The sequence below is a fragment of the Hymenobacter telluris genome (assembly GCF_017313265.1).
In the GTDB taxonomy this organism is placed as follows: domain Bacteria; phylum Bacteroidota; class Bacteroidia; order Cytophagales; family Hymenobacteraceae; genus Hymenobacter; species Hymenobacter telluris.
Genome location: NZ_JAFLQZ010000014.1, coordinates 103,149 through 117,325 on the forward strand (window position 1 = coordinate 103,149; position 14,177 = coordinate 117,325).

The window sequence follows — 14,177 nt, forward strand, 5'->3', positions numbered from 1 at the left end:
TTAGTTGTTGGTGCTTCGTGCTTAGGTCATTCTGACATTGCTGATAGAACGACCTAAGCACAAAGCACCAACAACTAAGCACTAGATTATTGGTACCCGAAACGACTAAGGGCTTTGGGGTCGGTGCGCCAGTTCTCGTCTACTTTCACGTAGATTTCGAGGAACACTTTTTTCTGGAAGAATTTCTCCATCTCCTCTCGGGCCCAGGTGCCTACCTTTTTCAGTGCAGCGCCGCCCTGCCCGATGATGATGCCTTTCTGGCTGGCCCGCTCTACGTAGATAACGGAGCGCATCCGAATAATGTCGTCGTCTTCTTTAAACTCCTCAATGCCTACTTCGCAGCTGTAAGGCACTTCCTTTTTATAGAGCTTAAAGATTTTCTCCCGAATCATTTCAGCGGCAAAAAACCGCTCGGGCTTGTCAGTTAGCTCGTCTTTGGGGTAGTACGGCGGGTGAACGGGCAGATAACCCAAAATCAAATCCAGTAATTCACCGGTACCAAATTTTTCCAGCGCCGAAATGGGCAGTACCCGCGCAGCATTAGGCAGCTGCTGCTGCCAGTACTCCACTTTGGCTTCCACCTCGGCTTGGTCGGCCTGGTCGATTTTATTGACGAGCAGCAGAATGGGCGTGTTTACCATTTTGCGCAGGCGTTCCACCACTGGCTCCTCGTCGTGCTTTTCGTAGATATCCGTTACGAACAGAATTACGTCGGCGTCTTCCAGCGACGAGTACACGAACGACATCATGGCGTTGTGCAGCTCGTATTTCGGCTGGATGATGCCCGGCGTATCGGAGTAGACGAGCTGGAAATCGTCGCCGTTGAGGATGCCCAGGATGCGGTGGCGCGTGGTTTGGGCCTTGCTGGTCACGATGCTGAGCCGCTCACCCATCAGGGCGTTCATGAGCGTAGACTTGCCCACGTTGGGCTTGCCGATAATGCTCACAAAGCCAGCGCGGTGCGGGGTAGGTTCGGTATTCACTTCAGAATCTGGAAATTGGCCTGCAAAGGTACGGTTATTCTTAGCTGTTAGCTATTGGCAGTCAGCTATTAGCTTTTTTTGCAGTTGAATTCAGACCAAAAGGCCCTCTTTTTGGTTTAAGGCACACTTACTCACTATTGCGCTAGTAGGCGCTGGCTGTCTTGCTTGATAACAGAGCTAACAGCCAATAGCTACCAGCTAACAGCTACATATTAAAATGCCCGCTTCCACCAAAGGCCGCATCGGCGTCCTGCTCGTCAACCTCGGCACGCCCGACTCGCCGCAAACCAGCGACGTGCGCCGTTACCTCAACGAATTTCTGACCGATGCCCGCGTAATTGATATGCCGGCCGCGGTGCGCTACCCGCTGTTTCAGGGGTTGATTGTGCCCCTACGTGCGCCTAAGTCGGCCAAAATCTATCAGCAGCTCTGGACCGAACGGGGCTCTCCCTTGCTCTACCACGGCCTCGATTTGCAGAAACTGGTGCAGGAGCAGCTCGGTAGCGACTACCTAGTGGCGTTTGGCATGCGCTACCAGAATCCTAGCATTGAGAAGGCCTTGAACGAACTGCGCGCCGCGGCCGTGGAGCGGATTATTGTACTGCCGCTGTTTCCGCAGTACGCGGCGGCCAGCACGGGCTCGGTACAGGAAAAGGTGATGGAAATTGTAAGCAAGTGGTGGGTGGTGCCCAGCATTTCGTTTATCAGCACGTTCACCAACGACCCTGGCTTTATTGCCACTATTGTGGAGCTGGGCAAAGTGGAAATGGCCAAGCACACCTACGACCATGTGGTGTTCAGCTACCACGGTATTCCGGAGCGGCACGTGCTGAAGGGGAGCCACAACGGCTACTGCAAGCTGGGCAACTGCTGCAACAGCTACAATAAGAACAACCGCTACTGCTACCGGGCGCAATGCTTTGAAACCTCCCGGCTGGTAGCCGCCGGCCTCGGCCTCAGCCCTGATCAGTACACGGTAGCGTTTCAGAGCCGCCTGCAAAGCCGCCTCCGCGACCCGTGGCTACAGCCTTACACCGACGAAATTCTGAAACCGATGCCAGCCAAAGGCATCAAAAATGTGCTGGCTTTCAGCCCCGCTTTCGTGGCCGACTGCCTAGAAACCACCATTGAGGTAGGCGAGGAGTTCAAGGAACTATTCGAGGAAGCCGGCGGAGCACATTGGCAGCTGGTACCGTCGTTGAACTCGCACCCCACCTGGGTGAAAGCCGTGGTGGACATGATTCACCGGAACTGAGGCGGGTTGGTGAGATAGTGAAATGGTGAGTTTGACGTTCCACTGACGCCGTTCGCGCAGCCAGAACGTCAAACTCACCATTTCACTATCTCACCAACTCACCAATTACTCCTGCCGGTCGCGGCGGCGGAAGCTGCCGGGAAGCTGAGCGGGGCGGCGGTTTTGGTAGAAGTTGTCTTCACTAAAGGGCGACTGCTCGTAAAAGCTACCGGTACCGTGCTCGGGCAGCGGTAGTTTCAGGGCGCGCAACATGGCTTCCTCGTACTCGCGGGTAATCTGAAACTCGGCGTAAGGTGGGTAATCCAGCACCGAATCCAGCGTGAGCGACGGCACGAATACATTGTCGCCTTCTTCATCGAGAGCAGCCACGCCTACCGGAATCAGGATGTGCCGCTCGTGCTTGTCGATGTTGAGGCTGGCATCTAGCTCTACATCAAGGTAGCGGACTTTCAGGGCTTCTTCTTCTACAATAAGCTCGGTTACGTCGCCGAATTTCTTGCCGTCGCCGCCCCGGACCGACCAGCCGCGCACATCGGGGTTGCCGTCGGCTACTTCAAACTCGGTTAAGTCGCGGAGGCGACGCAGGTGCATGCCTTGGGCGGAAGGAATAGGAGTTGGTTCCACAGAGGTGATGATGAGAGGCGGAAAATCGAAATACTAAGTACCTGGCTCGTTCAGGACCCGCACCACTTCGGTGGCGCGCGTGAAAAAGTCGCGCAGTTGCTGCTGGTCGTCGGGGGTAGTGCTGCGGCCCGAGAGTTGGCCGGCACGGGTAATCAGGTCGGCTACGGTGGGCTCCAGGGTTGGGTAGGCTTTCTGCTGCATGGCCTGCATGAGCCCGGTAGCCGCCACGAAACCAGGGCGCAGGCTGGCCGTCGAATCGTCGAGGCGGGCGGTGGCGCTGGTGAGTACGTCGCGCTTTTCGTTTACGGCAGGGTCGCGCAGGTCGGCACGGTCGGCTAGGTCTACTAGTACGGCACTGAGTACGCGCAGTCCGTTGCGGGCATAATTAGGGCTGGCTGGGTCGCGCTGGGCGGCGGCGGCCAGGGCTTCGGGTGTGGGCAGGGGCTCGGCGGTGGCCATGTCGCCTACGGCATTCTGTTCGGTGGGGCGTGGCGTGGCACCAGAGTCTGCGTTGGCTGGTGCTAGTTCTGTAGGGCTGCTGGCTTCAGCGGCAGCTTGCTGGTTGCTATCCTCGCGCAGCAAGTACCAGGCAAGGGCGCCCAGCGCCAGCACTACTAGTAAAATCAGTAGCCAGGGGCTCGGTGACGACTTTTTGCGTTGAATATTAATATCGGCCATATGAGGCATACGGGTTAGGTGGCTGCCCCTGTTGGCAGCCCGCGCAGTGCCCTCATACGCATTCCGGAGAAGTTGGTATGTTTACTTCCATCCCTTTAATGCTAACTACCGCCGGTTTATGTGTTCCGACCAATTACTGGACGAGTTGCAAGCACAAGGCCTCGTGACACCGCCGCAGACTGAGGCCATCCGCCACGACGAGCACACCCGGCCCTTTTCCATCCACTATGAAGTTCGGACGCTGCTGTACCTGGGCATCACGCTCTTAGCCGGCGGGCTGGGCGCCTTGATTTACCAGCACATCGATGAAATCGGGCACGGCGTGCTTATTACCGTTATGGCCCTACTAATGGCGGCCTGTTTCGGCTACGCGGCGCGGCACCGGGTACCGTTCAGCTGGGGCAAAGCACCCCGCGCCGGCTTCCTGCCTGATTACGTGTTGCTACTGGGCTGCTTGCTGTTTCTGAGTCTGGAAGGCTACGTGCAGTACCAATACGGTGTCTTCGGGAGCCGCTACGGCTTGGCGGTGTTCCTGCCGGCCGCGCTGTTTTTCTGGCTGGCCTACCTCTTCGACCACCGCGGAGTGCTGTCGATGGCTGTTACGGCGCTGGCTTCGTGGGTGGGCGTATCAGTAGCGCCGCTTTCCGCCTTCACCGACAACAACTTCCGCAGTTTGAGCGGCTCAGCCATTGCGCTGGGGTTGGTGCTGGTGGCAGTGGGGTTGGTAGCGGAATTTCAGAATTGGAAGCGGCATTTCAGCTTCACGTATATTTCGTTGGGTGCCAACCTGACGTTGCTGGCGGCCACGGCCGCGTTGTTGAACTTCTATCCCAACACCTGGCCTTCTGCTTTCGAGGCGGGCGTCTTGATTTTAGTGCTGAGTGGGTATTTGGTGTGGTATGCCCGCCGGACGCACTCCTACCTGTTTCTGCTGATGGGCGTGGTGTACGGCTATATCGTGCTTACCTATCTGTTTTTGCAGCTCGTTGATGCTTCCACTTTCGAAGCCACCGCCTTTTTGGTTATGCTCTACTTTTCCTTATCAGCCTTGGGCGTGGTGCTGCTTTTCGTCAATATCAAGAAGATTTTAGGTTTGTATCATGCCCGTTAAAGCCTACAATCCGCGCTGGGCACACCACCAAGCCATGTGGGCAGCAGCCAATAGCTGGCAGAAGCGGAGGTTACTCACGGAACCGCAGCTAGCTGCCGTGCGGGCTGCCTATCCCCTCGATTATTACCGGCCCAATATTTTTCTGCGGGTTACGCTTTTCCTGTTCACCGGCATTGGTACGCTGGCAGGTTCCGGCTTCCTTGGCTTGTTCCTGTACGAAGGATTATTTCATAACAGCAGCAGTCAGGAAGAACTTCTTCTTGTTGCCACGGCTGCTTTAAGTGCAGCAGGTTGCCTGTTTATTTTAGAAGCCTCTATCCGCAGTTCCCGGCTCTACCACTCCGGCGTTGATAACGCTTTGCTCTACGCTACGTTGGGTTGGCTGCTGTTTCTGGCGTTGTATGTTGCCACTAAGAATGAACCGGATATCTACTACGGAGGCTTTTTGCTCTTCAGCCCGCATATAACGGTAGCCTTACTGCTGATTTTGGCGTTGCTACTGGCCGCCACCATCCGCTACGCCGACCGAGTGGTGGCCGCAGCGGCCTACTTTACCTATCTGCTGTTTCTGGCTAATTGCTGCTTACAGCTTCCGGGCGGGCGGTTGTTGCTGCCGTTTGTGCTGATGCTGGCTTCTGGCGGCGCGTACCTGCTGGTTCGCCGCCTCACTCACCGCCCCGACTACCTCTACTATAAGCCTTGCCTGACGCTACTAAAGGCCCTGGCATTGGTTACGTTTTATCTGGGAGGCAATTATTGGGTGGTGCGGGAAGGCAACGCGTTGCTCAGTGACGCTTTGGCTTCCAGCCAAATACCATTTGCGTGGGTGTTCTACGTTTTTACGGCCACTGTTCCGGTGGTGTATGTGGTGGTAGGCCTGCGCCGCTTCGACCGAATTTGGCTATGGGTAGGACTGCTGATTGTTGGGTTTTCCTTTTTCACGCTCCGCTATTACCGCTCCCTCCTACCGCCTGAAGTAGCTGCCACGCTGGCCGGAAGTGTGCTCGTTGCGGCTATGCTGTGGGTGGCGCGCTACCTGCGCACGCCCCGGCACGGCCTCACCGCCGCCCCCGATGGCGAGGAAGACAACCAGAAATTCAACCTCGAATCGTTGATTGTCGCGCAAACAGCCACTGTGCCGCAACCCGTAGCCCCCGGTTTCCAGTTTGGCGGCGGTAGCTCGGGCGGTGGCGGCGCCGATGGCAGCTTCTAGTTAAGCAATCAGAAATTTCTTCAGGGTGTGCAAGTGGTATAGCCTATCACCACCAGCTAGTATGAAGCGATAAGAAGCGCAATGCCAAGCGTTTCGCAGGTCAGGCCTTTTGGTATTTCATGCAAGCCAAAAGGTGGAGGTTGCGTACAAGGTAGCTCAACCCTTGCCGGATTCTACCTCCTTGCCTGATGCATAGAACCTTTTCTATTACCGTACCTCCTGCCACCACCGAACTACTTTGCCAGCAGCTTACTGCGCTGGAAACCGTTATCAGCTTAAGCGTGCAGCCGGGGGCCTCCCGCAAACCACCTGGTGATATTATCACGGTGCAGGTACTGAACCGCGGCACCGATGCTGTACTTCGTCACCTGCAAAACACCTTGCCGCCCGAGCAGATATCGGTGGCCTCTTCGGAATTGAGCAGCCTCATGTCCCCTTCCCAGGCTTCCCTGATTATGGGCGACAAAGACGAGGCTATCTGGGAGGAAATTGAATCGGGCTTACGACACCAAGGGCGGCCAACAGCCAATTTTATGCTGCTGATGTCGTTGGGCGGCATTATAGCGGCGGTAGGCTTGGTCTCGAAGCCAGTACCGCAGGCCACAGCCTTTATTGCTTCCAGCATACTAGCCCCAGGTTTCGAGCCGCTAGCCGCCATGCCATTGGGTGTGGTGCTGCAACGGTGGCACGTTACCTGGCGGGGGTTACGCTCTACTTTGCTGGGCTACTCGCTGTTTATTGGCGCCGCGTGCCTTACTATGCTGTTAATGGCAGCCACTGGGGCATCCTCGGCCGAAGAGCTAGCCACCAATCCAGAAGTCATAAGTATGTCGCAGCCCGATTTGAAGTCGATGCTGGTTTCGGGGTGTGGGGCAGCGGCCGGTATTATCATTATTGCAGCCTACCGCCGCAGTGTTATTGCCGGAGCCCTGATTGCGCTGGTGACGATGCCCGCTGCTGCCCTGATTGGGTGCAGCCTAGCCTTGGGCCGCTCGCACTTAGCGCTGGAAGGGCTTGCGCGGCTCAGCCTTGATGTTGCGCTGGTGGTGGTACTGGGGCTGATTATTTTTCAAGCCAAGCAGCTGTTTCTACACCGCCGCAAACCCAGCGAGTAAGCAGCCAAAACAAATGGGCGGTTGCAACAGCCATAAACTGCTGCTACAACCGCCCACTTACTGTGTGTCTGTTTCGGTTTTACACTGCTACTTTCCGGTACATCTTCGCAAGTTGCTCCACGGCGTAGTCCACCTCCTCGGTGGTGTTGTACTTGCTCATTGAAAAGCGGATGGCGCCTCGGTCAGGGTCGCAGCCCAGGGCAGTTAGCACGTGCGACCCCGCGTTGGCACCGCTGGTACACGCCGAGCCCCCCGACACCGATACGTGGTTGATGTCGAGGTTAAACAGCAGCATTTCGTTTAGCTCGGAGGGCGGCAAGCTCACGTTCAGCACTGTGTACAGGCTCTGATCAGCCTGAGCCGAAGTGCCATTAAATTCCACGCCTTCAATTTGTTGTTGCAGCTTGTCAATAAACCGGTCTTTCAGCCCCTGAATGTGTTGCTGATGCTCGCTCATGCCGCGGTAGGCAATTTCCAGCGCCTTAGCCAAGCCTACAATGCCGTACACGTTTTCAGTACCAGCCCGCTGATTACGTTCCTGCGAGCCACCGTGCAGCAAAGCATCAATCATCAGCCCCGACCGACGATACAGGAAGCCCACCCCTTTCGGGCCATGAAACTTGTGCGCCGAACCCACCAAAAAGTGGTTTTTCAACTGCTGCACATCGTGCCGGTAGTGCCCCATCGTTTGCACCGTATCCGTGTGGAACACGGCGTCGTAGCGCGCACAAATCTCGCCGATGGCTGCTATATCATTCAGGTTCCCGATTTCATTGTTGGCGTGCATCAGGCTTACGAAGGTGCGCGGGTTGGTGGCCAGCAGTACTTCTAAGTGCACTAAATCTAACCGCCCTTGCTCATCGTGGCGCAGATAGCTCAGCTGAATATCTCCGGCTTTTTCCAGCGCCTGCAAAGTATGCAGTACCGCGTGGTGTTCTAGCGGCGACGTAATGGCGTGTTTCAGCCCCAGCGTCCGGATACTACCGAAAGCTGCGTAATTGTCGGCTTCCGTTCCTCCGGAGGTAAAGCTGATTTCGGCGGGCGCGGCGTTGATGAGGTGCGCAATGGTTTTCCGGGCGTTTTCAATAGCGGCGCGTACCTGTCGGCCGTGGCCATGAATGCTGCTGGGGTTGCCATAATGCTCCCGCATAAAGGGCAGCATAGCATCCAGCACTTCAGGGTCCAGCGGGGTGGTGGCGGCGTTATCGAAGTACACGGTCATGTGGTTCAACAGCTTGAGGGTGGGTGATAGTGGCGGCAAAAATAAAGGATTCCGGCGGGTAGCCGGAATCCTCTTCTTCTCAGGCAGCATGGTCCGCGGCCTTCATTAACACCTATCTACGCTTCAGCTACAATTCCTGCTGGAATCCGCAGCAAAAGCCCCTTTTACCTTACGAATTGATAATTTCTTTTATGTCAGCAATGATTTTATTGGCTAAGTGGTCGGCCGTAGCATTCGACTCCGACTCAGCATAGATGCGGATAATCGGCTCGGTATTCGACTTGCGCAGGTGCACCCACTCCTTGTCGAATTCGATTTTCACACCGTCGATGGTATTGACAGGCTGCTTGGCGTAGCGCTTTTCCATCATTTCCAGCACCTTGTCGGTATTGATTTCCGGTGTCAGCTCAATCTTGTTTTTCGAGATGAAATAGTTCGGATACGAAGCCCGCAACCGGGTCATGGTCAGGCCGGATTTAGCCAGATGGCTCAAAAACAGCGCAATACCCACCAACGAGTCGCGGCCGTAGTGCAGCTCTGGGTAAATGATACCCCCATTGCCTTCCCCGCCAATTACGGCGTTGGTTTCCTTCATTTTGGTTACCACGTTCACCTCGCCTACCGCCGCCGCGGTGTAGCTGCCGCCGTGCTTCTCGGCTACGTCGCGCAGGGCGCGGGTACTGCTGAGGTTGCTTACGGTGCTGCCGCCGCCGTTCTGCTGTAGCACATAATCAGCTACGGCTACCAGCGTATACTCCTCCCCGAACATCGAGCCGTCTTCGTTCACCAGCGCCAGCCGGTCCACATCGGGGTCCACCACAATACCCAAGTCGAAGGAGCCTTTTTCCATCGTTTTGGCAATGTCGCGCAGGTTTTCGGGCAGCGGCTCGGGGTTGTGCGCAAAGTCACCGGTAGGCTCACAGAACAGCTTTTCGATGATTTCAACGCCTAATGCTTCAAGCAGCTGGGGCACAGCAAACCCACCCGACGAATTTACGGCGTCCACCACAATGCGGAAGTTTTTGGCTTTAATGGCTGCCGCATCCACCAAGGGCAACTGCAGAATAGCATCAATATGCTGCTGCAAAAACGTCTCGTCGATGCTGTACTGACCCAGCTTCATTACGGGCGCGAAGTTGAACGTCTCGGCATCGCCTAGCGCTAGTACCTGCTGCCCATCGGCATCGGAAATAAACTCACCGACGCTGTTGAGCAATTTCAGGGCATTCCACTGCTTGGGATTGTGCGAAGCCGTCAGAATAATCCCGCCGCCTGCTTTTTTGGCCGGCACCGCCATTTCCACGGTCGGGGTGGTGCTTAGGCCTAAGTCGATTACGTTGATGCCCAAGCCTTGCAGCGTGGCGGCCACCAGCTTGCTCACCATTTCACCCGAAATACGAGCGTCGCGGCCAATAACAATTGTGTTGTTCTGCGTTTTATCAAGAACCCACGTCCCGAAGGCCGCGGCGTATTTCACTATATCGAGGGGCGTTAGGCCTTCGCCAACCGCTCCGCCAATAGTACCCCGAATCCCCGAAATTGATTTTATGAGTGCCACAGGCTAATTTTTTTTGAGTGCGCAAAAGTAGGCAAACCTCCCTGGTTTCGCTACTGCAGCGCTAGCAAAGCTGACGTTACCGGAAACTTGAAACCCTATACGGAATGCCCTGTTTACTCGGACGCCCAAAAGGCACACTGCCCACAAGCGTTGTATATTTGGTGTAATGGAATATAACTCGCCCGACCGCCGCCCAATGCAGCTAGCCGCTTTTGGCCGCTTACTCGATGTGCTAGAGCGCCTTCGCGCCGAATGCCCTTGGGACCGGAAACAAACTCTGGAAAGCCTGCGCCACCTCACCATTGAGGAAACCTACGAACTCAGCGACGCCATCATCCGCCACGACCTTCCCGACCTGAAAAAGGAACTCGGCGACGTATTTCTACACTTGATTTTCTACGCCAAAATAGCTTCCGAAACAGGCCACTTCGACGTGGCAGATGTGCTGAACGCCCAGTGCGAAAAACTTATCTTCCGCCACCCACACATTTACGGCAATGTGAAAGCCGAAGATGAAGAAACTGTTAAGCGTAACTGGGAACAGCTAAAACTGAAGGAAAAAGGCAACACGTCGGTACTTGGTGGCGTACCTACCTCGCTGCCTGCGCTTGTAAAAGCCATGCGCATCCAAGAAAAAGCCCGTGGTGCCGGATTTGATTGGGAAAAGCCCGAGCAAGTCTGGGATAAGGTTCAAGAAGAACTAGGGGAGTTTCAAGCAGAATTTGCTCACCCCGACCCATCTTCCATCAACCAAGAGCGTGCTGCGGCAGAGTTTGGCGACTTGCTGTTTTCGCTCATCAACTTTGCTCGCCACGCCGGTATCAACCCCGAAGAAGCCCTCGAACGCACCAATCGGAAATTCATAAATCGGTTCCAATATCTTGAAACACAGGCTGCCCACGACGGACATCAGCTGCGAGACTTGACACTCTCCCAAATGGATGTATATTGGGAACAGGCAAAAAAATATAATTTCATTTCTAAATCACCGGAGAGTAAGGACTAACTTTTTTGCGGCTTTCTAGCCCATTGGAGCGTTTAAACCCCGATTTCATTTGGCGGCACTAAGGTTTTTACTTAGGTTTGCCAAGGATCGACTGAATCCCAGATTGCCCCGCGCACAAAATAGACCCATGTTCTTTGCTTTTACGCAAAGCATGACGTGAGCGGGGCGCTATTGTATTTGGGCGTTCCTTCCGTTCATTTCACCTTTTTCAACACCAATTTACCTTTCACCACCAACTCCCTTAACTCCCCGGAACAATGGAACAAAAGAATGCCACAAACAAGAACGTGCGGCCCGCCGCTCCGGCCGCCGCACCAGGTGAGGCAAAAGGCGGTTCCGCGTTTGCCGCCATCGTTATTCCGCTGGCAATCGTTGTTAGCATCATCATTTACATTTTTGTATTGGGTAACGGAGGCAACTTCGTAGGTGGTAATAATGCGAATGCCGCACTGCCAGGCAACTACCTCGGCATTGTGTACAAAGGTGGTCCTATCGTACCTATCCTGATGTCTCTGTTCCTGCTGGTAATTACGTTCTCTATCGAGCGTTTCCTTACCATCAGCAAAGCCAAAGGCAGCAAGAGCATCGAGAGCTTCGTGCGCACTATCCGTCAGAAGCTGAACGTAAACGACATCACCGGTGCTATTGCCACCTGCGACCAGCAGAAAGGTTCGGTAGCCAACGTAGTGAAGTCGGGCTTGCTGAAGTACCAAGAAATGGCACGTGAGCGTGGCATGGACAAAGACCAGAAAGTACTGGCCATCCAGAAGGAAATTGAAGAATCGACTGCTCTGGAACTGCCAATGCTGGAAAAGAACCTGGTTATCATCTCTACCATTGCTTCGGTTTCGACGCTGGTAGGTCTGCTGGGTACGGTATTCGGTATGATCAAGGCCTTCTCGGCACTTGCCCAAGCTGGTAGCCCCGACGCCGTAGCACTGGCAGAAGGTATTTCGGAAGCACTGATCAACACGGCTATCGGTATCGCCGGTTCGGCCCTGGCCATCATTGCCTACAACTTCTTCACCAGCAAAATTGACGAGCTGACCTACAGCATCGACGAAGCCGGCTTCAGCATTATTCAGACTTTCGCCTCGCAGCACGGCGACAATGAAACTTACACGGCCTAAGTTGCGGTTCACGCAATAAAGGAACAGGTAGTTTCGTTTATCTGAATATTCTTAAACCGACCAGCACATGCCTAAAGTAAAGCCCCATAGAACGAATCCTTCGCTGGACATGACTCCAATGGTGGATTTGGCCTTCCTGCTGGTGACGTTTTTCATGCTCACCACCAAGTTTGCTGCCGAAGAAGTAGTAGTAGTGGATACTCCTTCTTCTACTTCTGACATCAAACTGCCGGAAAGCAACATTATCCGTCTCTTAATCGATAAAGACAAGCGCGTTTTCTTCGGTTTCGAGAGTGATAAAGCCAAGTCTTTGCTGCTCGACAAAATAGCTACCAAGTATGGGGTTAGCTTTAATGAGAAGCAAAAGAAGAACTTTGGCAACCTCAACTCTTTTGGCGTGCCCGTGCAGCAGCTTGGCGGTTTGCTAAGCCTCAGCACCGAGCAGCGCAAAAGAGTTAACCAGACAGGTATTCCGATTGACTCGCTCAACAACCAGTTGATTGATTGGGTGATGGAAGCACGGAAAGCCAACCAGGAAGCCATTGCCAAGCCAACGTTCATTGCCATTAAAGGCGACAACAACGCGGACGTAGCGACGGTGAAAAAGGTCATTCAGATCTTGCAAGACAAGAATATCAACCGTTTCAACCTCATCACCGACCTGGAAAACAAGCCGGTGGCCTCTAACTAACGCCCGCAAGCCATGGCAGAAATACAACAGAACTCCGGCGGGGGTGGAAAAGGCGGAAAAAAGCGGGCCAAGAAAATGTCGACTCGTATCGACATGACCCCGATGGTGGACTTGGCCTTCTTGCTACTTACCTTTTTCATCCTGACGGCGTCCTTCAACAAGCCGAACGTGATGCAGCTCACGATGCCGGTTAAGGAAAAGAATCCTGACGAACAAACCGTTCTGAAAGCTTCTGATGCCTTTACCATCATTATGGGCGAGAAAGACAAGCTCTACTATTACGAAGGGCTGTTGGATGAGAATGTGAAGCCTCAATTGAAGCTTTCTGATTACTCAGCCGACGGTATTCGTAAAGTCTTGTTGGCCCGGCAGCGCCAAAACCCCAAAACGGTGGTTTTGATTAAGCCAGACGACAAGTCGAACTATAAGAACATGGTGGACATCTTGGATGAGATGAACATCACCAATCAGAGTAAATACGCTCTGGTGGACGTTTCGAAACAAGACGAGGACCTTATTAAAACTTCCGGGCTATGATGGATAACAGCCAAATAGCGCGGGCGACCCTCAACGACATTGTTTTCGAAGGCCGAAATAAAGCCTACGGAGCCTATGTGTTGCGGCGCTTGTACTCCAAGCACGTCTCGCGCGCCCTCCTCATCGCTGTTGCTCTTTTCGTACTGTTAATCAGCTTCCCGCTGATTGCCCGTCTTTTCAAAGACGAAACAGTAGTGGAAGAGGACAAGATGCTCAAGGAGAACGTTCTGATGGATGCCCCTCCATTGGACCAAACGAAACCACCGCCACCGCCACCACCACCGGAGGCGCCACCACCGCCACCACCGAAACTCTCTACTATCAAGTTCACCCCGCCCGTCGTTAAGAAAGACGAAGAGGTGAAGAAAGTAGAAGAGATTCCAGATCAGAAGGAACTGGAAGATAAAGTGGTTTCAACTGCTACTGTAAAAGGCAACACCGACAATCCGCTCGACCTTAATGGTTTGGATGCTGGTGAAGGCAACAAGGTAGTAGAAGAAGTAGTGGAGCAGAAGGTGTACCAGTACGTGGAGCAAATGCCCGTATTCCCTGGTGGTCCTGAAGCTTTGCTAGCAGCCATTCAGAAAGGCGCTACGTACCCAGCGCTGGCACTGCGTAACCAGATTGAAGGCAAAGTTTTTATCTCGTTCGTAGTAGGCCCTGACGGAGCTGTAACGGATGTGAAGGTGCAAAAAGGCATCGGCGGTGGCTGCGACGAATCTGCAGTGGCCTCGGTGAAGAAGCTTCCCAAGTTTTCGCCTGGTAAGCAAAACGGTCGGGCCGTAAGCGTGTCTTACACTGTACCAGTAACCTTCGCTATCAAGTAAGCTTACACGCAGATTCAGCTACTTGTTTCTGCCATTAAAATCCCGCTTTCAGCTTCGGCCGAAAGCGGGATTTTTCGTTTTGCAGCAGCTAAGTTGGTTAGATGGCCTTACTTAGAAATGATATAAAAAAATATTTCACTGCTTGCATACTACCCCATAAACACTAACCGTTAGACCTTTGAAAGCCAGGCGGTAGCGGCCGATTTATGAGCAGGGAGCCAGGTTTG

14 protein-coding genes are annotated in these 14,177 nt (G+C 54.1%); 9 read left to right on the forward strand and 5 right to left on the reverse strand.

Features of this window, described 5'->3' with window-relative positions:
- Positions 1-86: 86 nt before the first annotated feature.
- Positions 87-983, reverse strand: coding sequence for a GTPase Era (gene era / locus J0X19_RS18150; RefSeq protein ID WP_206985834.1), 897 nt, complete (start codon positions 981-983; stop codon positions 87-89).
- Between the two features lie 217 nt (positions 984-1,200).
- Here era and hemH point away from each other — a divergent pair, with 217 nt between their 5' ends.
- The gene (hemH, locus tag J0X19_RS18155; RefSeq protein ID WP_206985835.1) at positions 1,201-2,238 is read left to right on the forward strand and encodes a ferrochelatase; all 1,038 of its coding nucleotides are present in this window, start codon (positions 1,201-1,203) and stop codon (positions 2,236-2,238) included.
- Positions 2,239-2,343: 105 nt separating this feature from the next.
- Here hemH and J0X19_RS18160 read toward each other — a convergent pair whose 3' ends face one another.
- Complete coding sequence (locus tag J0X19_RS18160) at positions 2,344-2,862, reverse strand: PRC-barrel domain-containing protein (protein ID WP_206985836.1); 519 nt, start codon at positions 2,860-2,862, stop codon at positions 2,344-2,346.
- 33 nt (positions 2,863-2,895) lie between these two features.
- Positions 2,896-3,540 (reverse strand): hypothetical protein, encoded by a 645-nt coding sequence (locus J0X19_RS18165; protein WP_206985837.1) that lies wholly within the window; start codon positions 3,538-3,540, stop codon positions 2,896-2,898.
- Between the two features lie 118 nt (positions 3,541-3,658).
- On the opposite strand from J0X19_RS18165, the gene J0X19_RS18170 reads away from it, so the two are divergent.
- The 3 genes from J0X19_RS18170 (at position 3,659) to J0X19_RS18180 (ending at position 6,979) form a co-directional block, all read left to right on the forward strand.
- Positions 3,659-4,651 (forward strand): DUF2157 domain-containing protein, encoded by a 993-nt coding sequence (locus J0X19_RS18170; RefSeq protein ID WP_206985838.1) that lies wholly within the window; start codon positions 3,659-3,661, stop codon positions 4,649-4,651.
- Positions 4,641-5,864 carry a hypothetical protein gene (locus J0X19_RS18175; RefSeq protein ID WP_206985839.1) on the forward strand — a complete coding sequence of 408 codons (1,224 nt, stop codon included), beginning with the start codon at positions 4,641-4,643 and terminating at the stop codon, positions 5,862-5,864. The genes J0X19_RS18170 and J0X19_RS18175 overlap by 11 nt, the downstream gene beginning before the upstream one ends.
- 188 nt (positions 5,865-6,052) lie before the next feature.
- Positions 6,053-6,979 carry a DUF389 domain-containing protein gene (locus J0X19_RS18180; protein WP_206985840.1) on the forward strand — a complete coding sequence of 309 codons (927 nt, stop codon included), beginning with the start codon at positions 6,053-6,055 and terminating at the stop codon, positions 6,977-6,979.
- A gap of 79 nt (positions 6,980-7,058) precedes the next feature.
- Here the strand turns inward: J0X19_RS18180 and J0X19_RS18185 are convergent, their stop codons facing one another.
- Entirely contained in the window at positions 7,059-8,201 is a 1,143-nt protein-coding gene (locus J0X19_RS18185; RefSeq protein ID WP_206985883.1) for a cysteine desulfurase family protein, read from the reverse strand.
- Positions 8,202-8,370: 169 nt separating this feature from the next.
- Positions 8,371-9,759 carry a phosphoglucosamine mutase gene (glmM, locus tag J0X19_RS18190; protein WP_206985841.1) on the reverse strand — a complete coding sequence of 463 codons (1,389 nt, stop codon included), beginning with the start codon at positions 9,757-9,759 and terminating at the stop codon, positions 8,371-8,373.
- A 166-nt stretch (positions 9,760-9,925) separates the two neighbouring features.
- Between glmM and mazG the strand changes: the two genes are divergently transcribed.
- The 5 genes from mazG (at position 9,926) to J0X19_RS18215 (ending at position 13,950) form a co-directional block, all read left to right on the forward strand.
- Positions 9,926-10,765, forward strand: coding sequence for a nucleoside triphosphate pyrophosphohydrolase (mazG, locus tag J0X19_RS18195; protein WP_206985842.1), 840 nt, complete (start codon positions 9,926-9,928; stop codon positions 10,763-10,765).
- Between the two features lie 257 nt (positions 10,766-11,022).
- Positions 11,023-11,895: a MotA/TolQ/ExbB proton channel family protein gene (locus J0X19_RS18200; RefSeq protein ID WP_206985843.1), complete on the forward strand. Its 873-nt coding sequence runs from the start codon at positions 11,023-11,025 to the stop codon at positions 11,893-11,895.
- 67 nt (positions 11,896-11,962) lie between these two features.
- A complete protein-coding gene (locus J0X19_RS18205) occupies positions 11,963-12,586 on the forward strand; it encodes an ExbD/TolR family protein (protein WP_206985844.1) in 624 nt (207 codons plus the stop codon).
- A gap of 12 nt (positions 12,587-12,598) precedes the next feature.
- Positions 12,599-13,123 (forward strand): ExbD/TolR family protein, encoded by a 525-nt coding sequence (locus J0X19_RS18210; RefSeq protein WP_206985845.1) that lies wholly within the window; start codon positions 12,599-12,601, stop codon positions 13,121-13,123.
- Complete coding sequence (locus J0X19_RS18215) at positions 13,120-13,950, forward strand: energy transducer TonB (RefSeq protein WP_242582928.1); 831 nt, start codon at positions 13,120-13,122, stop codon at positions 13,948-13,950. Before J0X19_RS18210 ends, J0X19_RS18215 begins: the two co-directional genes overlap by 4 nt.
- Positions 13,951-14,177: the final 227 nt, after the last annotated feature.

Coding starts and splice junctions, on each gene's coding strand:
- J0X19_RS18205 (WP_206985844.1), top strand. CDS start 11,963: ATGCCTAAAGTAAAGCCCCATAGAACGAATCCTTCGCTGGACATGACT.
- J0X19_RS18165 (WP_206985837.1), bottom strand. CDS start 3,540: ATGGCCGATATTAATATTCAACGCAAAAAGTCGTCACCGAGCCCCTGG.
- J0X19_RS18175 (WP_206985839.1), top strand. CDS start 4,641: ATGCCCGTTAAAGCCTACAATCCGCGCTGGGCACACCACCAAGCCATG.
- mazG (WP_206985842.1), top strand. CDS start 9,926: ATGGAATATAACTCGCCCGACCGCCGCCCAATGCAGCTAGCCGCTTTT.
- J0X19_RS18215 (WP_242582928.1), top strand. CDS start 13,120: ATGATGGATAACAGCCAAATAGCGCGGGCGACCCTCAACGACATTGTT.
- J0X19_RS18210 (WP_206985845.1), top strand. CDS start 12,599: ATGGCAGAAATACAACAGAACTCCGGCGGGGGTGGAAAAGGCGGAAAA.
- J0X19_RS18185 (WP_206985883.1), bottom strand. CDS start 8,201: ATGACCGTGTACTTCGATAACGCCGCCACCACCCCGCTGGACCCTGAA.
- J0X19_RS18170 (WP_206985838.1), top strand. CDS start 3,659: ATGTGTTCCGACCAATTACTGGACGAGTTGCAAGCACAAGGCCTCGTG.
- hemH (WP_206985835.1), top strand. CDS start 1,201: ATGCCCGCTTCCACCAAAGGCCGCATCGGCGTCCTGCTCGTCAACCTC.
- J0X19_RS18180 (WP_206985840.1), top strand. CDS start 6,053: ATGCATAGAACCTTTTCTATTACCGTACCTCCTGCCACCACCGAACTA.
- J0X19_RS18200 (WP_206985843.1), top strand. CDS start 11,023: ATGGAACAAAAGAATGCCACAAACAAGAACGTGCGGCCCGCCGCTCCG.